General features: G+C 68.7%; 12 protein-coding genes and 5 pseudogenes. 11 read left to right on the top strand and 6 right to left on the bottom strand.

The features are described 5' to 3' along the window. Positions 1-75: 75 nt before the first annotated feature. From AOK23_RS45785 to AOK23_RS30805, 3 genes and pseudogenes are all read right to left on the bottom strand, one after another. Positions 76-909 (bottom strand): annotated as a pseudogene (locus AOK23_RS45785) (IS5 family transposase). A 341-nt stretch (positions 910-1,250) separates the two neighbouring features. Beyond that, the gene (locus AOK23_RS30810; RefSeq protein ID WP_240496644.1) at positions 1,251-4,286 is read right to left on the bottom strand and encodes a helix-turn-helix transcriptional regulator; all 3,036 of its coding nucleotides are present in this window, start codon (positions 4,284-4,286) and stop codon (positions 1,251-1,253) included. A gap of 68 nt (positions 4,287-4,354) precedes the next feature. Next, a complete protein-coding gene (locus tag AOK23_RS30805) occupies positions 4,355-6,118 on the bottom strand; it encodes a protein kinase domain-containing protein (RefSeq protein WP_420823765.1) in 1,764 nt (587 codons plus the stop codon). Positions 6,119-6,828: 710 nt separating this feature from the next. Between AOK23_RS30805 and AOK23_RS30800 the strand changes: the two genes are divergently transcribed. The 6 genes and pseudogenes from AOK23_RS30800 to AOK23_RS30775 all read left to right on the top strand — a co-directional run bounded on the left by AOK23_RS30800 (position 6,829) and on the right by AOK23_RS30775 (position 12,278). Next, on the top strand, positions 6,829-7,548 hold the full coding sequence (locus tag AOK23_RS30800) for a response regulator transcription factor (protein ID WP_240496643.1): 720 nt from the start codon (positions 6,829-6,831) through the stop codon (positions 7,546-7,548). Continuing rightward, a complete protein-coding gene (locus AOK23_RS30795; RefSeq protein WP_055715852.1) occupies positions 7,545-9,041 on the top strand; it encodes a sensor histidine kinase in 1,497 nt (498 codons plus the stop codon). The genes AOK23_RS30800 and AOK23_RS30795 overlap by 4 nt, the downstream gene beginning before the upstream one ends. Before the next feature lie 50 nt (positions 9,042-9,091). Next, positions 9,092-9,502, top strand: coding sequence for a hypothetical protein (locus AOK23_RS30790; RefSeq protein ID WP_055715851.1), 411 nt, complete (start codon positions 9,092-9,094; stop codon positions 9,500-9,502). Continuing rightward, a complete protein-coding gene (locus tag AOK23_RS30785) occupies positions 9,499-9,717 on the top strand; it encodes a hypothetical protein (RefSeq protein ID WP_055715850.1) in 219 nt (72 codons plus the stop codon). Before AOK23_RS30790 ends, AOK23_RS30785 begins: the two co-directional genes overlap by 4 nt. An 826-nt stretch (positions 9,718-10,543) precedes the next feature. Further along, positions 10,544-11,799: pseudogene (locus tag AOK23_RS30780) on the top strand (IS256 family transposase). 92 nt (positions 11,800-11,891) lie between these two features. Further along, entirely contained in the window at positions 11,892-12,278 is a 387-nt protein-coding gene (locus tag AOK23_RS30775) for a VOC family protein (protein WP_055715849.1), read from the top strand. Between the two features lie 238 nt (positions 12,279-12,516). Here the strand turns inward: AOK23_RS30775 and AOK23_RS48145 are convergent, their stop codons facing one another. Next, positions 12,517-12,744, bottom strand: coding sequence for a hypothetical protein (locus AOK23_RS48145; protein ID WP_157878203.1), 228 nt, complete (start codon positions 12,742-12,744; stop codon positions 12,517-12,519). A 325-nt stretch (positions 12,745-13,069) separates the two neighbouring features. On the opposite strand from AOK23_RS48145, the gene AOK23_RS30770 reads away from it, so the two are divergent. From AOK23_RS30770 to AOK23_RS30760, 4 genes and pseudogenes are all read left to right on the top strand, one after another. Continuing rightward, positions 13,070-14,497, top strand: coding sequence for a family 43 glycosylhydrolase (locus AOK23_RS30770; RefSeq protein WP_055715855.1), 1,428 nt, complete (start codon positions 13,070-13,072; stop codon positions 14,495-14,497). A gap of 448 nt (positions 14,498-14,945) precedes the next feature. Beyond that, positions 14,946-15,350, top strand: a pseudogene (locus AOK23_RS47195) (family 43 glycosylhydrolase); the annotation flags it as partial. 92 nt (positions 15,351-15,442) lie between these two features. Beyond that, positions 15,443-16,381: a MerR family transcriptional regulator gene (locus tag AOK23_RS30765; protein ID WP_055715848.1), complete on the top strand. Its 939-nt coding sequence runs from the start codon at positions 15,443-15,445 to the stop codon at positions 16,379-16,381. Between the two features lie 74 nt (positions 16,382-16,455). Continuing rightward, entirely contained in the window at positions 16,456-17,022 is a 567-nt protein-coding gene (locus tag AOK23_RS30760) for a GNAT family N-acetyltransferase (protein ID WP_169800351.1), read from the top strand. Between the two features lie 35 nt (positions 17,023-17,057). Here AOK23_RS30760 and AOK23_RS30755 read toward each other — a convergent pair. Continuing rightward, positions 17,058-18,313, bottom strand: a pseudogene (locus AOK23_RS30755) (IS256 family transposase). Positions 18,314-18,451: 138 nt separating this feature from the next. Between AOK23_RS30755 and AOK23_RS30750 the strand changes: the two are divergent. Beyond that, positions 18,452-19,234, top strand: a pseudogene (locus tag AOK23_RS30750) (family 43 glycosylhydrolase); the annotation flags it as partial. 358 nt (positions 19,235-19,592) lie between these two features. On the opposite strand, the gene AOK23_RS30745 reads toward AOK23_RS30750, so the two are convergent. Continuing rightward, a complete protein-coding gene (locus AOK23_RS30745) occupies positions 19,593-21,134 on the bottom strand; it encodes a family 43 glycosylhydrolase (protein ID WP_107102909.1) in 1,542 nt (513 codons plus the stop codon). Between the last annotated feature and the right edge of the window lie 134 nt (positions 21,135-21,268).

The raw sequence follows: 21,268 nt of genomic DNA, 5'->3' as shown, positions 1-21,268 counted from the left end.
CCGGCGGCAGCAAGCACGCTCCGAACAGGCGGCCGACAGATCAAACTCAAGGCACGAGGCCAGTCATAGCGCGAGTCAGGCCACCGCTCGGAGCGGCGCCCGATCATCCTCACAGTCATAGCGAGTGGCCACGGCCCGGGACTGCTTCAGCCTGTTGATCGCTCGTTCGACGGTGTTGCGCTTCTTGTACCGGTCTTCGTCGAAGCCGGGTGGCCGTCCGCCTCGTGAGCCTTTGCGCCGGCGGGCGGCCTGGCTGTCGGACTTCTCGGGGATGGTGTGCCGGATGCCCCGGCGCCGCAGGTACTCGCGGCACGGGCCGTTGCTGTATCCCTTGTCGGCCGCGATGCTGTCGGGCTTCGTGCGGGGCCGACCGGGACCGACCCGCGGAACGCGGGCGGCAAAGGCCGTCCGCGCTCAGGTGGAGTTCGCTGGTGAACCCGCCCCGCGAGCGGCCCAGGCCCTCACCTCCTGCACCACCTCCACCAGCCGGGCGAGCAGGCTTTGCCAGGGTGTCTCGTCCTGGTGTTCTGCCGCTTCGGCCCCCTTTGACACGGGGGCTGGCGGCGGTTCCGTCCGGGCTCCGGCCGCGTGCTGATGGGCGCGCACGATGGTGGAGTCCACCGAGATGTCCCAGTCGATCTCGCCCGCGACGTCGGCAGCGGCCTGGACCTGCTGCAGCAGACGTTCCCACGTGCCGTCGGCCGACCACAGCCGGTGGCGTTCATAGACGGTCTTCCAGGGGCCGAACCGCTCGGGAAGATCCCGCCACTGCACTCCGGTCCGAACCCGGTGCAGGATTCCGTCGATCACCTGTCGATGATCCCGCCATCGGCCACAACGTCCATTGCTCACTGGCAGGAACGGACGCAACCGCTCCCACTCGTCATCTGTCAGATCGCCCCGCCCCATGCCCACCACAACGACCCAGGCACGAGGCGGTCACATGATCGCCCGGACAGCTCCTAACCGCGCGCGGCTCTTCGGGCATCGCGTTGCCCTACCGGGCCCGTTGATGCGGTCGGTGGCCACGCCCGGGATGGACGCGCAGCCGTGACATCGCCATGGTTCCCGCACGAATACGTTCCGTGAGGCGAGTGCCGCACCTCGGCTGGGACCAGGGCCTCGCCCAAGGCCGCCAGGCCGCGGTGGCGCCCATGGCGACGGTCGCAGCCTCCGCTTCCCGCTCGCCGGGCTCGACGAAGGCCCAGTGCCGCGCAGCGGACCGCAACCGAACGTAAAAACCAGAGCGGTCAGGAACGGTCTCTGGGAGAGCGTCTCGCTCCGAAGAGCACTGGCTCCGGGTTCTGTTCGGTCCGCCCTTCGAGGGCGACGCGCGTCACGAGGCCCGCCAGTGCTGACCGGGAGGGCAACTTGGTCTTGCGGTAGATGGCCGACAGGTGGCTCTCGACCGTGCGGGTGCTGAGGAACAGCTTCGTCGCGATGGCCTGGTTGCTCAGTCCTTCCGCGACGAGATCGGCTATCTCCCTTTCCCGTCTGGTCAGTTGGTCGAGTTCTGTGGGCGTGCTCAGGGGTTCTTCCGTGTGTGTCGGCCCTGTGGTGGGCCGGTCGGGCTCCATCGGCCTGCGCGAGTCAGCTTCCTCGCCCGGTGGGCGCACGATCACGGCCAGGTCGGACAACAGGCGTGCGTCGCCGTCGGCGAGCAGACGGCGGGCCCGTCTCCACATCGCGGCAGCGCGTCGGGCGTCGCCCGCGGCCTGCGCTTGGGGGGTGGCCAGGAGCAGGGAGTACGCCTCCCAGAGCGTCGCACCGGAGGGTGCGTACGCCTGCGCGGCGCGTTCGAAGAGACTGGCGGCCGCGCGTGGGTCGCCCCGATGCTGGGCGAGCGCCGCCTGGGCGCGCAGCGCCGCGCCCCGCTGACCGTGCAGCCCCATCCGTTCAGCCTCCGCGACCGCCTGTGCGGCCCAGCGCGCGGCCTGCTCGGCGTCGCCGACCGCGAGGGCGGTGTTGACGAGGGTCTCCAGTTGGCCCGGGCGGATCGACGGCTGCAGTTTCAGCAGTTCGTGACCGCCCGCCGTCAGGATGGCGGTCTGTGCCCGGTGCGGCTCGCCACCGACGAGCGCGGTGTGGCCGAGCATGCATCCGGCAAGTGAGGCCCACCAGTGTGCGCTTCCGCCGGCCGCGGCCACGGCCTCCTCGGCGGTCGTCAGGGCACCGGTGTCGCCCAGGGGGCGGCACAGGAGGAGGATCAGTGCCTTGAAGCACAGTGTGAAGGCCAGGAGATCGCTGCTGCCGATGGCTCGTGCGACGGATTCCGCCTCCTCTGCCGACTCCAGAGCGGCCGGCAGCCGGCAAGTGGTGAGCTGCACGAAGGCCTTGCCGGTGAGCAGGTGAGGCAAAACGTGGACCTGGCCGCTGCGGCGGGCGATGTCCAGCCCCCGGTCGGCGTGGCGTTCCGCGTCGGCGTAGCGCTCCAGCACGGCTTCGGCCCAGGCCAGCCAGACCAGCGACTCGGAGATTTCCGTGACGGCGGGATCGGTGAAGCCGTCCACGAGCCCGGCCGCGGCGTCGGCGAACCGGCGCGCCGCCGCGGCCTGTCCTTCGTAGGCCTCGCCCAGCGACGCCAGCGCCAGGGCCGCTGTCTCTCCCATGAGATCGCCGTGTGAGCGGGCCACCGCGAGGGTCCGCGCGATGTCGTCTCGTACCTCGGCGTAGGAGACGGTGTTCAGGGCGGCCATGCCGAGGGCGAGTCCCAGAGAGACCGCCTGGCGCGGCTCGGGACCGGGAGTGCGGGCCAGTTCCCGCTGCAGCAGGGCGAGGGCTTCAGGGGAGTGTCCGAGGTGGCGTTCCATCATGGCGCACAGCGCCGTCGCGTCCCCGCGCAGCGACGCGTCGTCCTCGCCCGGGCCGCTGATCAGTGTGTGCAGCAGATCACGGCTCTCACGCAGGCTGCCACCCACACCGAGTGCTCTTGCACGCGCCAACGTCAGCTCGCCGCGCCGCTTCGCGTGGGCGGGCGTGTCCGGCATGAGCCGCAGGACGACCTCCAGCAGATGTGCGGCCGTGGCGGGTGCCGTGTGGGCGAACTGGGTGGCGGCCTCGCTCAGGACGGCTGCCGCCGCGGGATCCCAGCCGACCAGTGATCTCTCCACGTGGTGGGCGCGTTCGGCGACGGGAGCGCCGGTCCTGGCCAGTTCGTCCGCGGCGGTGCGGTGGATCTCGGCACGCCGGGATGCGGGGGTGTGCTCGTAGATCGACGCCCGCAGCAGTGGGTGGCGAAGTGTCCAGCGGCCGTCGGAGCCAAGGCGCAGCAGATCCCGGCGCGCCAGCGCGCCGATGCGGTCGTCGAGTTCAGCCGCCGTGGGGTTCCCGGTCGCCAGACTCACCATGGCGGGCGTGGCATGGTCTCCGAGGACCGCCACCACTTCGACGGTCCGCTGCTGTGCCGCAGGCAGCGCGGTCAGTTCCTCCAGGAGCAGGGCGGCGAGTCCGCTCGGTGCCCCGGTTCCGGTGTCGTAGTGGCCGCGAGCGGCGACGCCGCCCCGCCGTGCGCCGCGGCGGTGGGAGTGCAGGAGGCAGCGGAGGTAGAGCGGGTTGCCCCCGCTGGCCTCGTAGATCTCCTTGGCGTCGCGCGGTGGCAGATCCGGGGCCAGTACCTCGATCGACTCCTGCTCGGCCAGCGGTCGCAGTCTCATGCGCAGAACGGCTCCGCCGTCGACGCCTCGCATGAGCGCGACGTCCAGCCGGGGCGGCGTCTGCCGTTCGCGGCGGGCCACGACCAGCAGCACCCGCCCGCGCACCGGGTGCCGAATCATGTGGTCCAGCAGCTCCAAGGACGCGGGATCCGCCCAGTGCAGGTCGTCCAGCACCATCACCAGCCCGCTCCGCTCCCCGAGCCTGGTCAGCACATCCGCGACTCCGCGGTAGAGGCCGAAGCGGTCGCGGACGCCCGTGCCCGGTGCCGCGTGCTGCGCCGCGCCGGCGCCGTACAGGAGGGGTGCCGCCGCCTCGGGCACGGCGTCCGAGGCAAGGAAGGAGGGATCGGCGTCGACGAACGCGTCCGTGAACGCCTGGAACGGGGTGTGCAGTTCGTACTCCGTGGCCCTGCCGCGCAGCACGGTCAGCCCCCGCCGCCGCGCCCGCGCACAGAACTCGCTGAGCAGTCGGCTCTTGCCCATGCCGGCGTCTCCGGCGACGTCGATCACGGCGGGAGCGTCGTCCCGTCCCACACGGCCGATCACTGAGTCGAATCGTGCCAGTTCGGCAGCCCTGCCGACCAGCTTCGTCGCCGTCTCGTCGAACGCCAACACCATCGTATCCCCGTCCATTGATGTCCCCCTCAGCGAGCGCTCCGGTCCCTTCGGACAGGACGCCCCGGAATTCTGTGCGGTCGTCATCACGGCGTGGGTAACGCGGTGCGGCCCTTTCCGAGGTGGGAGCGGACCTTGTGCGGGGGTGCGACGGCCACGGCGGTACTGCCACGGGTCGCGGCCTCGGCGAAGAACTGCTCCCCGTCAACCAGCACCGGGTTCTGGCGGTCCAGGACGAAGGCGCCGTCGACGCAGACCCCCCGAGATCGTCGTGCGGCCCCCAGTCCGGCGGCTGCGGCGCCTCTCACCGTGGCCGCGTGGATCCATGTGCCGCTGGGCATGCCCCGCAGCTGGGCGGCGAAGCTGAAACTGCGTCCGGAGGGCAGCACCGAAACGACTGTGGTCATGGTGTGGCCGCTCCGTCTCGGCCCGACAGCCCGGGTTTGCATGCTTCGCTCACTTGTTGGTCTTGTCTCCGAACGAGGTGTCGATCCGAGGGCGAACAGCGCCGCGCTGGGCGCCCATGGGGTCGTCACCAGCTTCTCATTGTGTGTCGTAGAGGCCGATGCGGTGTCTGTGCGCCGGTCCCCCCGGGGGGAGACAAGGACGGTGATGACCGAGCCTTGATCGAGCAGGGAGCCGGCAGACGCACTCTGGCCGCAGACGCGGCCCTCCGTTGGCCTGGGGTCGCTGCAGGCACCCGAGCTGCTGCGCACCAGGCGGAATCCGGTGGTCCGGGCGTGGGCCCGTGCGTCCGGCAGTGTTCTTCCGAGCAGGTCCGGAGCGGGCACTTGATGCTGTCCGGACTCGGCAGGGGAGTGGAGGCTCGGCCAGGCGGACGTTCCTGCACCGCCGAGTGCGATGACCAGCGAGACGGCCACGGCGGGAAGGACGCGGCGGGGGCGTGTTCGACGGCGGGGGCTCCTTGCCTTGCGTGTGGTGGCTGATGGTGGCTCGCTCCGCCCCGAGTCGAAATGGAGGGTTGCGGTGGTTGGAACTTCGGCCGTCAGTGAGGTCCGCACCGCGGCAACGGCGGCCCGCATCGCCGGAGCATCCTGGTGACGTTGTGCCGGGTCCTTCGCGAGCGCCTTCAGGACCAGCGCGTCCACCTCCGGGGGAACGCCAGGTACGAGCTCGGAGGGGGCTGGCGGTGTTTCCTGGACTTGTCGGTGGGCGACCGAGAGGGGAGAGCCGCCATGGAAGGGAGGGCGTCCGGTCAGCAGCTCATGGAAAAGGCAGCCGACCGCGTACAGGTCGCTGCGCGCGTCCGCGGGCTGCCCGGTGGCCTGCTCCGGCGACAGGTATTCCGCGGTGCCGATCACTATGGAGGCCTCGGTGATCGCCGTCTCCTGGCCCGACATGGCCCGCGCGATGCCGAAGTCCATCATCTTGACGGCGCCGTCGGCGGTCAGCATGGCGTTGGCAGGCTTGACGTCACGATGGACGAGGCCTGCCCCATGGGCGTGTTCCAGTGCCCGCAGGACGCCGTCCGTCAGCTCCAGCGCCTGCTGGAGCGTGGGGGGAGTCTCGGAGCGCAGCCTCTCGGCGAGTGTCGTCCCGGGCAGGTACTCCACCACGCTGTACGGCAGGACGCCTCCGCCGGTGAGTTGTTCCTCGCCGCTGTCGTAGACAGCCACCAATGACGGGTGGTTCAGTGATGCCGCCGACCTTGCCTCGCGGCGGAATCGCTCGTGGAAGTACGGGTCGAAGGCCATGTCGGCACGCAATGTCTTTATCGCCACCGTACGCCCGAGCCGCATGTCCTGAGCCAGGTACACCTCGGCCATTCCTCCGCTGCCGAGGCGGGTACCGACGCGGTGACGTCCCGCCAATGCCTGACGCTGGAACACCTGTTCTCCTGTGGGTGCTCTGCCGCGGGCGCGGTGGACGATACTGCCGGCCAAGTCTCGTGTGCGGTCCGGAGGGCCCGTTCGCGGAGCACGTGGTCGCCTCGAGTGGCCCGGCCCGCACCCCTTCGGCGCAGGCGGCCGAACCGTAACGGCGAATTCTGTGGAAACCTTGTGGATCCTGGCGGTGCCCATGCGACCTCGACCTGTTCTGCGGCCTGCTTCCGTGACCGGTCAGGGGGCGACGGGGGACTTCTTCTGGTGCGGGAGGAGGGGCCCCTTGGCCCCTGCGATGAAGTCCTCGGGGCGGTGGTGCAGGTGTCGAAGAACGCCCGCTCGCAACCGATCCACACCCTTGGCGGTCGTCCAGCAGCCGGTATCGCCACTCTCTGTCCCCGGTACCGGCGGAAGGCCGCGCGCGGCCGAGACCTCGTTGCGTACTCGCTGAGTCGCAGGGTGCGTTCACCCGCGGGATGATCGTGGGGCGGTGGCAGCAGTCAACTGCCGTACTGGGGGCCCGCCCGCCCTGCCCATCGATCACCATGCAATGGCGGTGCTGGTTGCCGATGTCCAGCCCCGTCCCAGATCTCGGGCACGGAGACACTGACGGGCCCACGGAGGCAGGGGAGGGACAGCAGGGACGTCCTTGTGGAGACTCTGTGATCCCAAGGAGCAGGTCCGGGCGCCGCTTCGGCGCACGTACTATCGCCGCCGTGAGAACCGACATACATGATGGCGAGCGGGTGCTGGTCGCCGACGACGACGCGGCCGTCCGACGCTCTCTGGAACGCGGACTGAGGCTTGACGGTTTCTCGGTGCTCCTCGCGGACGACGGCCACAGCGCGCTCGCCGCTGCCCGGGGCAAGGCGCCGGACGTGGTGGTGCTGGATGTCTCGATGCCCGGCCCGAGCGGGATCGAGGTATGTCGGACGCTGCGGGACGAGGGCAACGACGTGCCCGTGCTGATGCTCTCCGCCCTGGACGAACTGGCCGACAGGGTGGCCGGCCTGCAGGCGGGGGGCGACGACTACTTGGTCAAGCCGTTCGCTCTGCAGGAGTTGGTGCTGCGGTTGCGCGCGTTGCTGCGCCGCAGACCCCCGGTGGTCAACGACGAGGTGTGTGCCGGAGGCCTGGTGATCGATCCCGGACGGTGCGAGGCCCGGCTGGACGGAGCACCGCTGACGCTCACCCGGCGTGAGTTCGGACTGCTGGAAGCGCTGGTACGCAACGCCGGTCTGGTGCTCACGCGTGAGCAGTTGCTCGATCGGGTGTGGGGATACGACTTCGACGTGCGTACGGATGTCGTGGACACCTTCGTCAGTTATCTGAGGCGCAAGCTGGAAGCGGGCGGCCGGCCCCGGATCCTGCACACGGTGCGCGGGGTCGGATTCGTGCTGCGCGATGACCGGGCACCGAAGGGGAGCGAGCGATGAGGCTGTCCACCCGGGTCGCGCTGGCTGTGGGCATGCTCGTACCGCTGGTGGTGCTGGCGGCGGGCGCCCTGTTGCTGCAGATGGTCGCCCACGACCTGCACGCCCAGCAGGACGACTATCTGCGTGAACGCGCACAAGCCGCGCTTCCGGACGCCAAAGCACTCCTGCGCGCTGCCGCCAAGGACCGTCCCACGGTCGAGGAGGCCCGGCAGCGGCAACTGTTCACCTCCGCGCTGGATGTCGGCATACGACTCACCGGTCCCGGCGGCACCGTGTCGGGCGGCCCGCAGCCCGACGCCTCGGTCGCGTTGCCCGCCAAAGAGCGTGTGCCGGTGACGGTGCGGGCCGAGGGAGCCCGCTGGCGCGTTCTCTCGGTGCCTGTGACCGGCTCGGCGCCCGGGGTCCGGGGAACACTGTGGCTGTTCTCACCCGACACCGCCGCCAGGACCCAACTCGGCTTCGTGCGGCGGCGGATGGTCGCCACCGCCTTGCTCAGTGCCCCGGTGGCCGGCGTGCTGGCCTGGGCTGCCACCGCCCACGCCGCCCGCCCCCTGCGCAGACTCCAGCAGCGTGCCGGCGGCCTCGACCCCCGGACCAGCACGGCCCGTTTGGATCACACTCCGAGCCGGATCACCGAGGTCGACGATCTCGCCCGCGCATTGCAGACCGCGCTTGCCCGCTATGACGAGCAGTCCGGCCGTACGACAGAGGCATTGGCCACCGCCCGTTCGTTCGCCGCGGCCGCTTCACACGAACTGCGCAATCCCCTGATGAGCATGGGAACCAACCTCGACATCCTCATCGGCCACCTCCGTCTGCCGGAGACAGAACGGGCCGAGGTACTGGAGGATCTACGGCGGGAGCACGGCCGGGTGCTGGCTCTGCTGGTGATGCTCCGCGCACTCACCGAGGGGGACCTGGTCGAGGCGGATGCCTTCGGCCCCCTCGACCTGGTAGATGTTGTGGACGCAGCCGTGGCCGATCTACGGCGGCGCCACCCGGACGCGGAGGTGCTGGTGAACGCCCCTGACGGCCTGCGCGTGCAGGGCTGGGAGCAGGGCCTGCGTTCGGTGGTGGACAACCTCCTGACCAACGCCCTCGTCCACGGCAGTACGGATGCTCGCCCGGCCCAGGTCAGCATCTCGGTGCTTCGCGTCCATGAGACGAATGGCCCGACCGCCGTCCTCACCGTTGACGACCGCGGGCCGGGTATTCCGCCCGCGGCGCGGGCATCCGTCTTTGAGCGCTTTTGCAGGCGCCCCGACAGCCCCGGCTCCGGCCTGGGGCTGACGCTGGTCGCTCAGCAGACGGCTCTGCACGGCGGGCGGATCACCGTCCAGGACCGACCCGGCGGGCCCGGCGCACGATTCGAAGTACGCCTTCCCCTCGTCGACACACAGGACACAGCAGCCCTGACCCTGCCCCTGCTGCACCGGGACTGGCTCAACGCGGGCGCGCGGGAACCACAGAGTTTCCACAAAGCCGACTCCTAGCTTCTGCCTGAGCGGCGGAGTGCCGCAACAGATGGCAGAAGGAGAACCTCATGCTGCGAAGGAAGACCACCGTGACGGCAGTTGCCTGCCTCGCTTTGCTCATCGGGGGTTCAGGGGTGGTTGCCGCCGACGGCGGCAGCCCCACATCCAGTCCGAGTGCGGGCCCCACGGGGGACGGGGCGCAGGCGCTGTGCAAGCGTGCCGTGCGGATCGACAAGCGCATCGACAAGTCTTTGACTCGCCTGAACGGCCCGGTGAGCGTGCGTGGTTCCATCGCGCGGCTCCAGCAGCGGGTCGACAACGCCAAGGCGGCGGGCCACGGCGCGGTGGAGACCTACCTCAACGGCCGGCTCGCATACCGCAAGTCACTTGTTCCCACGCTTCAGCAGCGGAGCAAGGACCTCGCGAAGGTCTCCGACTGGTGCAAGGCGAACACCACCGCCAATGGGGGCACCCCGTGACGCTCCCGGCCCGCGGTGCGGCCCTGGCCGCCGGGGTGGTGCTCTGTGCCGCCCTCACCACCGCCTGCGGTACGGACCGCGACGCGGGCGGCGACGGCCGACAGCCGTCCGGGATCGCCGTCACTGCCACCGACCTCACGGAGCTGACCCGCATCCTGGACCGCGCCGAGAGCGCGGCCGCGGCCGCAGAAACAGATGGAGCCGACGACGATTGATCACCAGGGACCCCTGCAGCCTTCGCGCGGACAGAGTCCCGGACGCGGCAGCACCATCCCGGGCCAGCAGCTCAACCCCGGAATTCTCACAAAGATCACTCCCGGCATCGCTCCGTCACGCCACACACTGGCAGGGAGGAGTCCCAGCCAGTGAGAAGCCATCCGCTTACCGATCGACGTGCTTGCCTGGTCGAACCAGGGTCCTGATCGGGTGATCGCGATGCGGTCGGCGCATGACGGCAGGGCCTCGCGGTAGCTCGGGGTTGTGGAAGCCAACGAGCTGTTCCGGGAGGCCCTGTTGCACAGTCTGGTCGTGTCCCGTGTCGTGGTGTAGGGGATCAAGGGGGTACGCGTTCCGGTACGAGACCCCTGACCATCTCCCCAAAGGGGGAAGTCCAAGCGGCGCTCCGCTGGGGCGAGTTGCCCTGCAAGGTCGGGGGGACAACCGTCCCCCCGACCTGCGGATTCCGGCGCCTTGATCGGCTACACCACCCGGCGGGACGCCATCCGCAGTCTTTCGCGCTCGCGTGTGTGGAGTCCAACTAGGCTTCTCAGTCGTGTAACTGCCTCGCGCACAGTTTCGGCGACGCGGCGGACCGCCCAGCCCGCGCTCCTTGCTACGGCTCGGTCATAACGGAGGCCGAATGGCAACTCGTCCGGGCTTTGCTGCCTGTTCCGGCCTGGCTGGAAGGGCGGGGCGGCCAGAGCAATACAGGAGACCTGTGGATCGGTTCCGGCAGGAACGCGAAGGGCGACCTTCCCGAGTGATCCCCGGATGGTCTCCGAGCAGGTCCATGTTGGCAGCGCGGGTCGGGAAGGCACGCCCGTGCTCAGCGTAGTCACCGACGACGGCTCCACCCGGTCCGGCTCCCTGATCGACGAGATCGTCCGCGAGGGAGCCCGTCGGATGCCGGTCGCCGCCCTGGAGTCGGAAGTCAACCAGTACATAGCCGAGTTGGCGGCCGAGTCCGATGAACACGGACGGCGCCTGGTCGTCCGCAACGGCCGCCACCGGACCCGCACCGTCGTCACTGGGGCCGGCCCGGTCGAGGTCACCGCTCCGCGCGTCAACGACCGGCTTGTCGACGAGGTCACGGGCGAGCGCAAGCGGTTCTCCTCGAAGATCCTGGCGCCGTGGTGTCGCAAGTCCCCGAAGATCAGCGAGGTGCTACCGCTGCTCTACCTGCACGGACTGTCCTCCGGCGACTCCGTGCCCGCCCTGGAGCAGTTCCTGGGCAGCTCGGCTGGGCTCTCCCCAGCCACGGTCACCCGGCTCACGCAGCAGTGGCAAGCCGACCCCACACAGCGTTCATGGACCGCGACCTCGCGGAGGTCGACTGCGTGTATGTGTGGGCCGACGGCATCCACCTCAACGTCCGCCTGGAGGAGGCCAAAGCCTGTGTCCTGGTGCTCATCGGTGTCCGCGCCGACGGCTCGAAGGAACTGGTCGCGCTCAAGGACGGGTACCGCGAATCGGGTGAGTCCTGGGCCGACCTGATGCGCGATTGCGCCCGCCGGGGCATGCGCGCCCCCGTCCTCGCGGTCGGCGACGGCGCCCTTGGCTTCTGGAAGGCCCTGGCCGAGGTCTTCCCCGAAACCCGCGAGCAGAGGTGCTGGGGTCATAAGACCGCAAACGTGCTCGACGCCATGCCGAAGTCCGCGCAGCCCGGCGCGAAGAAAACTGTCCAGGACATCTACAACGCCGAGGACAAGCAACACGCACAGGCAGCGATCACGACGTTCGCGCAGCTCTACCGCGTGAAGTTCCCCAAGGCCGTCAAGAAGATCACCGACGACCAGGACCAGCTGCTGGCGTTCTTCGACTTCCCCGCCGAACACTGGATCCACCTGCGCACCACCAACCCCATCGAGTCCACCTTCGCCACGGTCCGCCTGCGGACCACGGTCACCCGCGGGGCCGGCTCCCGCGCTGCCGCCCTCGCGATGGTCTTCAAACTCGTCGAGTCCGCCCAACAGCGGTGGCGGGCCGTGAACGCACCCCACCTCGTCGCCCTCGTCCGCGCCGGAGCCCGTTTCGAACGAGGCCAGCTCGTCGAACGACCCGAGCTCAGCGCGGCCTGAACCACAGCAACTGAACTACGGTTTGCGCCAGTTGCTCACCACGGACGGCTCGGATCACCTCGCTGAAGTCATCCGTTCCTGAAGGGAGTCCTGTGGCATCCATCAAGGACATCGTCTTCGACAGCCCTCATCCGGCGTCGGCCGCCCGATTCTGGGCTCAGGCCCTGGACGACTACCAAATCGCGCCATACGACGAGGAGGAGCTGACGCGGCTACGTTCCTTGGGCATCAACGACCCGGAGGACGACCCCACTGTCCTGCTCGTCGGCACAGACGGCAGGCTGCCTCGCATCTTCTTCCAACTGGTGCCAGAGGACAAGCGGGCCAAGAACCGGGTCCATCTCGACCTGAGCACGACCGATGCAGCCGCAGAGGTCAAGCGGCTATGCGCACTCGGGGCAACGGTTCAGGCCGAGCGTGAGGACTGGATCACGATGCAGGACCCCGATGGCAACGAGTTCTGCATCATGCGCTCGTGAGCGGGGGCCAGCCTGCAACCTCATCGAAGGCTCCGCCACCCTCGCGGCCTGGTCGACCGCAACTGATCCACAGGAACTGACAACTACTCCTCGGCCGCTCGCCGTTCCTCGTAGGCGATCCAGTGATCGATCTGGGTCAGGGCTGCCCTCGCCTGCTGCACCACCACCCGGCGTGCGAAGTGCAGCAGCTGGAGCCGCGAGGGTTAGTCACCAACGTCGGCGAGGCGGCAGACTTCCGTCATGAGCAGCCCCAATGCCGTCGACTGAGCACCGGACCGAGCACGACCAGGACCACGCCGACGGCGGAGCCGACAGCCGCAGGGGAGGGGCCGGCCGACGCCGCGCCGCGCGTCGGGATGTGGGACGGGCCATGGCCGACGCCGCTTTCGAGCTGCGCGACATCGCGCGGCCCGGCGGATGAGACCCGGACTCGGCCGAGGACGCCGTCGCCGCGTTCGAAATCCATGTACAGACCCTCGCGACCCTCCAGCCCGACGCGACGGACCTCCTCGACGTGGCGGGCCGGGTCGCGGTGGGACTACGACGGCTGCTTCGCCTGCGCGCCGACACCACTGCAGGGGCGAAACCGGTCCGTTTCCGGGCGGCTGTTCGCGGTCGGGGACTGACAAATGCATTTGACGGAAGCGTTGACCGGAGTAGGCGCAGAACCTATCTTCTGACCGATTCTACGAACCGCGTTCGATATACCGACATCAACGGTATCTCCGCACCGCCGGTACCAGAGGGAGCACTCTGTGAGACCTGAGCTCACCCGTCGGACGATCCTCGGCTTGATCGCCGGCTCGGCCGCCGCCACTGTCACCGGTGTCTCGGCCGGTACCGCCCGCGCCGCTGTGCCCGCGTCGCCCGGTGTGACGTACACGAACACCATCGCCGAGCAGCGTGCCGACCCGCACATCTTCCAGCACACCGACGGCTTCTACTACTTCACCGCCACGGTGCCGGCGTACGACCGCATCGTTCTGCGCCGTGCCACCACGATCCAGGGGCTCACGTCGGCCCCCGAGACGACCATCTGGACCAAGCACACCACCGGTGAGATGGGCGGCTACATCTGGGCCCCGGAGATCCACTTCATCGACGGCAAGTGGTACATCTACTTCTCCGCCGGCGCCGCGAACGACAGATGGAGGATCCGGCCCTACGTGCTGGAGTGCGCGGACGCGAACCCGATCACGGGCACCTGGACGGAGAAGGGCCGTATCGCGCTGCCGCTGGACACCTTCTCCCTGGACCCGACCACCTTCGCCGTGAACGGGACGCGCTACCTCGCCTGGGCGCAGGACAACCCGCCCGTGTTCGGCCTCGGCACCAACATCTACATTGCCCAGATGTCCAACCCGTGGACCATCACCGGCACACCGGTCCTGCTCAGCCGGCCGACCGCTTCGTGGGAGAAGGCCGGAGGTGCGACGGTCAACGAGGGCCCGGCCGTGCTCCAGCGGGGCGGCAAGGTCTTCATGACCTTCTCGGCCAGCGCCACCGATGCCAACTACTGCATGGGCATGCTGACCGCGTCCGCCTCGGACGACCTGCTCAGCGCCTCGTCCTGGACCAAGTCCGCGGGCCCGGTCTTCGCCAGCTTCGCCGCCACCAGCCAGTACGGCCCCGGGCACAACCAGTTCACGGTCTCCGAGGACGGCAAGTCGGACATCCTCGTCTACCACGACCGCAGCTACAAGGACATCAGCGGTTCCCCGCTCAACGACCCCAACCGCCGCACCCGCGTGCAGAAGATCTACTGGAAGGCCGACGGCACCCCCGACTTCGGCATCCCGGTCGCCGACGGTCTCACCCCGATCCGGCTGTCCTCGTACAACTTCCCCGACCGGTTCATCCGGCACTGGGAGTACCGCGCGAAGATCGAGGCGAACGTCGCCCCGCTCGCCGACTCGCAGTTCCGCGTCGTCACCGGACTCACCGGCAGCGGAACCGTCTCCCTGGAGTCGGCGAACTTCCCCGGCTACTTCCTGCGCCACAAGAACAACGAGGTGTGGGTGGAGAAGAACGACGGGACGGCGCTGTTCGCCGGTGACGCCTCCTTCATGGCCCGGGCCGGCCTCGCGGACTCCGCCGGGGTCTCGTACGAGTCGTACAACCTCCCGGGCCGCTACATCCGCCACTACAACTACCTGCTGTACGTCCAGGCTGTGAGCACGACGACCGCCCGGGCGGACGCCACCTTCTACACCCAGTGACCCACCCCGGTGTCCGGTAACCCTCGGGCAGCTCCGACCCCAAGGACCGGAGCTGCGCGAACGAACCGGCACATCTGCCACCCGCTGGCGTCCCAATGGATGCGGCGATCTCGGCTCCTCCTTTCCGGCCCGCCGCACGCGAAGAGTCTCCACGCCCCGGACGGGAAAGCCTTGAGAACCGGTCAGGACGAGGGTGAGAAGACGCCGCCACTGGCGAGGCAGGCGGCGCCGAGGTCCACGAGCGGTAACAGGTCACCGAGCAGCGGGCCGACGAACGCGCCGGAGTCGACCCCTTGACGCCAAACCCGGCGAACCTCAATTCCGTCCGACAATACGAACATCGATCGTGATATCGAACGAGCGGAGGGGGAGTCGCTCGGAGGAGGTGCTGGAAGGACCCGTCGTGCTCCACACCATGAACCGTCAACGGTCGAATCGTCGCCGGGCGATGCTCGGGGCAGCGCTGCTGTCCCTGATCGCCTCCCTGCTCGTCGCTGTCACGCAGCCCACTGCCGCAGCGCAGGGCCAGCCGTTCACCAACCCGGTCAAGTCGCAGTAGGGCGCCGACCCCTGGCTGGAGTACTACAACGGCAACTACTACCTGGTGACGACCTCGTTCACCGGTGAGCTGCTCATGCGGAAGTCCCCCACTCTCGCCGGGCTGAGCAAGGCCCCGAGCGTCGAGATCTGGTCGGACACCACGGCGGGCCGCAACGCCGACATCTGGGCCCCGGAGATCCACTTCCTCGACGGCAAGTGGTACCTGTACTACTCGGCAGGGCAGGCCGGCGCCGCCTGCCGTGACACCCAGCGCACCCATGTGCTCGAGAGTTCGGGTGCCGACCCGATGGGGAGGAATTGTCAAGACTTGTGGATGAGGAGCGGTTGCCTGCTGGCAGGCGAAGGACTTGAGTCTCCAGTAGGGGGAGACACAAAGGTGGGGGCATGGACGGCGACACGCTCTACTCGATCGGCGAGCTTGCTCGACGGACCGGTCTCACGGTCAAGACCATTCGGTTCTACTCCGATCGCGGAATCGTGGCGCCGACGGACCGCAGCCCGGCCGGCTACCGCCTCTACAACATCGATGCCGTCGCACGCCTGGACCTCGTACGGACCCTGCGCGAGCTGGGACTGGACCTTCCCACGATCCGCAAGGTTGTGGACCGCGAGCTCTCGCTTCCCGAGGTCGCCGCGGCGCACGCCGAAGCACTGGCAGTGCAGATCCGCGTCGCGCGCCTGCGGCGCGCGGTGCTGATGGCGGTGGCCGAGCGCGGGTCCACACCTGAGGAGACGGAACTCATGCACCGGCTGGCCCAGCTTTCCGAGGACGAACGCCGACGTCTGATCGGCGATTTCCTCGACGCCGTCTTCGGCGGTCTTGACGCCGCCCCCGCATTCGCGGGGGTCATGCGCTCGATGACCCCCGAGCTGCCCGACAACCCGGAGGCAGAGCAGGTCCAGGCGTGGGTGGAGTTGGCCGAAATGTCTCTGGACCCGGGTTTCCGCGCCGTCGTGCGGCGGATGGCCGAGGACCTTGCAGCCGAGCAGACCCGAAGCGACATGATGGGCCCGCGCCGCGACATTGCCGCAGTCGTCCGTGACCAGGTCGGGCCGGCCCTGACCGCGGGCATCGACCCGGCCTCGCCCCAGGCCGATCCGATCGTCGCGGCGTTCACGGCGCACTGCGCGCACCTCCTCGGCCGCCCCGACGACGTTGAGCTTCGCCGCCGGCTGGCGACTCGGCTGGAGAGCGAGAGTGACCCCCGCAGGGAGCGGTACCTCCAGCTGCTCGCAGTGGTCAACGGCTGGCCGGCCCCGGAGAGTCTGGCTCCAGTGTTCGATTGGTCCGTCCAGGCTCTGCGCGTCCGGACACAGCAATGACGGGGCGGTCGCAAGGCGGCATGGGGCGGACGCGGCTGGCGTCGAGTGAAAACGCCGCCGCATATGATCGGTTGATGAGTGCCCCGGTCGTACTTCAGGTCCCCGCGTCGCCGGTCTCTCCCGCTCTCGTTCTTCGCCCCTGGCGCTTGGAGGACGTTGCCGCATTGGTCGAGGTGAGCCGGGATCCCGCACTGCGCCAGTGGGCGAACTCTGTCGTGGACAACGATGCCGACGGGGCACGCTGGGTGCAGGCTCAGCAGCAGGGCTGGGCAGCGGGGGACCGGTTCGGCTTCGCCGTCCTTGAGGCACAACCCGGTTCAGTTCGCGAACAGTTGGTGGGCAACGTGGTCCTCAAGGAAGTCACCTCCGACAAACCGGCGGCCGAAGTGGGCTACTGGACCGCGGCGCACGCTCGCGGGCGGGGGGTGGCCTCCCGCGCTCTGGAGGCACTCACCAGCTGGGCCTTCGACACCTTCGAAACCGACGGGCTGGAGCGTCTCGAACTCCTGCACCAGGTGGACAACCTGGCATCGTGCCGGGTTGCACAGAAGAGCCGCTACGACTTCGACACCATCCTGCCCGCGGCACCGCCCTCCTTCCCCCGCGATGGCCACCTGCACATACGGCGCAAGAGTGCCTGAGATCCTCCCGGCCTCTGCGGATCGGCTGAGGCTGCTCACGCCGAGAGGGTCTCGGGGCGTTCGACGAGGTGGCCGCGGTCGAAGCGGGCCCCGGCACGGACCAGAGCGACGAGGTGAGGTGCGTTCACAGCCCGCCAGCGGGCCTGGGCTGACTCGACCAGCTTGAAAACCATCGCCAGCCCGGCGGCCCGGCTGCCGGCACCCTTCGTCACCTTGGTCCGCAGCCGCACGGTAGCGAACGTCGACTCGATGGGATTCGTGGTCCGCAGATGGATCCAGTGCTCGGCGGGGAAGTCGTAGAACGCCAGCAGCTCGTCCTCATCGTCCACGATCTTCTTGACCGCCTTGGGGTACTTCGCGTTGTACTGCTTGGCGAATATGGCGACGGCGTTGCGGGCCTGCTCCTTGTTCTCGGCGTTGTAGATGTCCTGGATGGCGCGCTTGGCCGCGGGCTGGGCCGACTTCGGCAGGGAATCGAGAACATTTGCGGTTTTGTGAACCCAGCATCTTTGTTCGCGGGTGTCGGGGAACACCTCGGCCAGGGCCTTCCAGAAGCCGAGCGCGCCGTCCCCGACGGCCAGCACCGGGGCGCGCATGCCCCGGCGGGCACAGTCGCGCAGCAGGCCCGCCCACGCCTCCGTCGACTCGCGATAACCGTCGGCCAGCGCGATCAGCTCCTTGGTGCCATCCGCCCGCACGCCCATCACCACCAGCACGGCAGCCTTGGCCTCCTCCAGGCGTATGCGCAGGTGAATGCCGTCGGCCCACACGTACACGTAGTCCGTGGCCGACAGATCGCGGTCCATGAAGGCAGCGTGGTCGGCCTGCCACTGGGCGTCAGCCGCGTGACCGTGGCCGGCGACAGCCCGGCCGAACTGCCGAGGAACTGCTCCAGCGCGGGCACGAAGTCCCCAGACGACAACCCATGCAGGTAGAGCAGCGGCAGCACCTCGCTGATCTTCGGGGACTTCCGGGCCCAAGGCGGCAGGATCGCCGAGGAGAACCGCCTGCGTTCGCCCGTATCGAGGTCGGTGCGCTTGTCGTTCACCCGCGGGGCCTTCACCTCCACGGTCCCGGCCGAGGTGGTGACCTTCCTCGGCTGGTGATAGCCGTTGCGCACTACCAGCCGCCGCCCGTTCTCGTCCCGCTGGTCGGCCAACTCGGCGATGTATGCATTGACCTCGGCTTCCAGCGCGGCGGCCAGCATCCTGCGGGCGCCCTCCCGGACGATCTCGTCCAGCAGCGACGACCCATCTCGCGTGGCGCCGTCTTCGTTGACTACGGTGAGCATGAAGGTGCCTTCCCGACCGACGCCGCGAACGTCGGTCTTGCACGGTGACCTATCGATCAATCGCTCGGGAAGGTACGTCCTCCCGGGGCCGATCCACAGGATCTGAGCATTGCTCCCCGATGGGCGCGTACACGTACAAGTATGCAGAGCCTGGTCATCGCCCCGATGAGCAACCCGTACACGCTCAGTGGCCCTTTCAAGATCATCTCTAGTCCCACCCTGAGCTGGGAGACCGTCCGGAACCCCGTCAACGAAGGTCCCGAGCCGCTCTACCACGACGGCCGGACCTTCCTGACCTTCTCGGCCAGCGACTGCCAGACACCCGACTACAAGCTGGGCCAGCTGGAGCTCACCGGCAGCGACCCCTTGAGCCCTGCGTCCTGGACGAAGAAGCAGACGCCGGTCTTCCAGCGCAGTGATGCAAACGGCGCCTACGGTCCGGGTCACAACGGCTTCTTCGCCTCACCCGACGGCACCGAGAACTGGATCGTCTACCACGCCAACAGCTCAGCCACCGCCGGCTGCGGCAACTCCCGTACCACCCGCGCGCAAAAGTTCACCTGGAACGCCGACGGCACGCCCGACTTCGGTACCCCGGTCGCCCTGGGCGCGACGCTGGCCGGCCCGTCCGGTGAGACCGCGACCACGCCCACCGCGTACACCATCGTCAACCGCAACAGCGGCCAGTGCCTCGACGTCGAGGGCGGCAACACCGCCGACGGCGCCAACATCTTCCAGTGGAGCTGCACCGGCGGCGCCAGCCAGAAGTGGCGCATCGAGGACATGGCCGACGACTCCAGCCGACTGGTGAACGTGGCCACCGGCAAGGTCGCCGACATCGCCAACTGCCCCGCGACCGACGGCACCGACATCCGGCAGTGGTCCTGGCTGAACAACAACTGCCAGCAGTGGCGGCTCGTGCCCACGACCGCCTGAGCGGCCTGACGCGGCCCGTGCGCCGGGTGGACGCCACAAGCGCTTCGCGAAACAGAGACTCAGATCGTGAGAGCGTGGTGGCCCAACCCCCGGCGCACGGTTCGTAGGCCGAGAACCCGAGCGGCCCGGCCCTGGCGGACCCGCCAGTCGTGCTCCCCAAGGCGCGTCCTTGACCGTGCTGTCCGACCAGCGGAACCGCACACGAGACTCGGACGGAGAACCACTCTCACCATTCGAGGCGAAGAACAGGCCGGCGGCGACCAGTGTCGCCGCCGGCCTGTTCAGGGCTCCGGCTGTGTTACCTGTCTCTCCGCGGGTGTCGTGACGGGGTGGAAGCGGGTCGTCAGGAACGCGACCACTGGAAGCTGGCTGCTGTGCCGCAGGTGCGCTGTTCCAGCAGGGCGAGGTTCTCGGTCGAGGCGCCGACGACGTTGACGCACTTGCCGCTGTGGCGGGCCCTGAGCTGGTGGTACCCGTCGGTGGCGACCCAGGAGAACTGCTGGTTCGCACCGGCGTGGCAGCGGTACTGGATGATGCCGGCGCCGTCGGCGGTGGACGCGGCGTTCACGTCCAGGCACTTGCCGCTGTTGAGGCTCTCGATCTGGAAGTAACCGTTGCCCACATCGACGAAGCGCCACTGCTGCCAGGGCTTGCCGTTCCAGGTGTACTGGCCGATCTTCGCGCCGTCGTCGGTGTTGGGTGCCTGGACGTCCATGACCTTGCCGCTGTTGCGGTTGGCCAACCGGTAGTAGGTCACCGCCGGTTCACCGGAGGGCACGGTGAGCGCCGTGTTCGTCGCCACCGGCACGCCGAGGTTCGGCGATCCGTCCGGGTTCCATGTGATCTTCTGGATCCGGGTGGTGCGGGTGGCGCCGCAGCCCTGGGTGGATGAGGAGTTGGCGTGGTAGACGATCCAGTCCTCGGTCCCGTCCGGAGACTTGAAGAAGCCGTTGTGGCCCGGACCGTACACACTGTTCGCGTCGCTTCGCTGGAAGGCCGGCTCGCTGCTCTTCGTCCATGAACTCGAGCTCAGCGGGTCACTGCCGGTGAGGGTGAGCAGACCCAGCTTGTAGTCCGGTCCCTGGCAGGCGCTCGCCGAGTAGGAGATGAAGGTCTTCCCGTCGTGCTGCAAGGCGACCGGGCCCTCGTTCATCGGAGTGCGCTGCGTCTCCCAGGCGTAGGTGGGGGTCGAGATCTGCGTACGGGGTCCTGTGACGGTCCAGGGGTTGCTCAGCGCGACGATGTAGATGCTCGGGTTGGACCCCGCCCACTGCGGCGTCGGCACCCCCGACCAGGTGAAGTACAGGCGGCCGTTGATGGTGACGACGCTTCCGTCGATGCCCCACCAGTCGTTCGCGCCGAAGATCATGCCCTTGTACGTGTACGGGCCGAGCGGGTCGGTGCCGGCGCTCTCCAGCACGTGCACGCGCTGGTCCTCGATGTCGCCCCCGCCGGCGGAGTAGTAGATGTACCAGCGCTTGCCGTTGGGGCCGTCGAGCAAGTGCATCTCCGGAGCCCAGACTTGGCGGTCACGACCGGCGGCGTGGGCACTGAACACCGGTACCGGCGCGGCCGACTTGAGCGCCGCGATCGTGGGCGCCTTCCGCATCGTCAGCGGCCCGCTGTACGGCGTCGTCATCAGGTAGTAGTTGCCGTTGTAGTAGGTCATGTACGGGTCGGCACCGGAACTGTTGAGCGGGTTCGTGAACGTCGTCGTGGCCGCCTGTGCCTCGGGCGCGGCCACCGCGGTACCGACCGTGACGAACGCGATGAGCGCCGTCGCCGTGGCGAAGAGTCGGCGGATGAGAGAGGGGCCCCTCTGCGCGCATTGCCAAGCGCGCCGCCGTAGCTGTTCCACACCGGCCATTACGGGAGTACTGCTCATGACAGAGACATCCTTGTTTCGTGTCGGGGGAGCGGGGGCGTGGGTGGGGATGGCGGAGACGGCTGGCCCGTCAAAGGTCTGGAGCAAAGGGCGCCAAGACCTAACTTGTTCGAAATATGGGACAGTGTTCGTAA

The sequence above is a fragment of the Streptomyces torulosus genome, from assembly GCF_001419765.1.
GTDB lineage: Bacteria > Actinomycetota > Actinomycetes > Streptomycetales > Streptomycetaceae > Streptomyces > Streptomyces torulosus.
The sequence above is the reverse complement of the archived record's forward strand: the minus strand, read 5'-3'. Positions and strand labels throughout refer to the sequence as shown.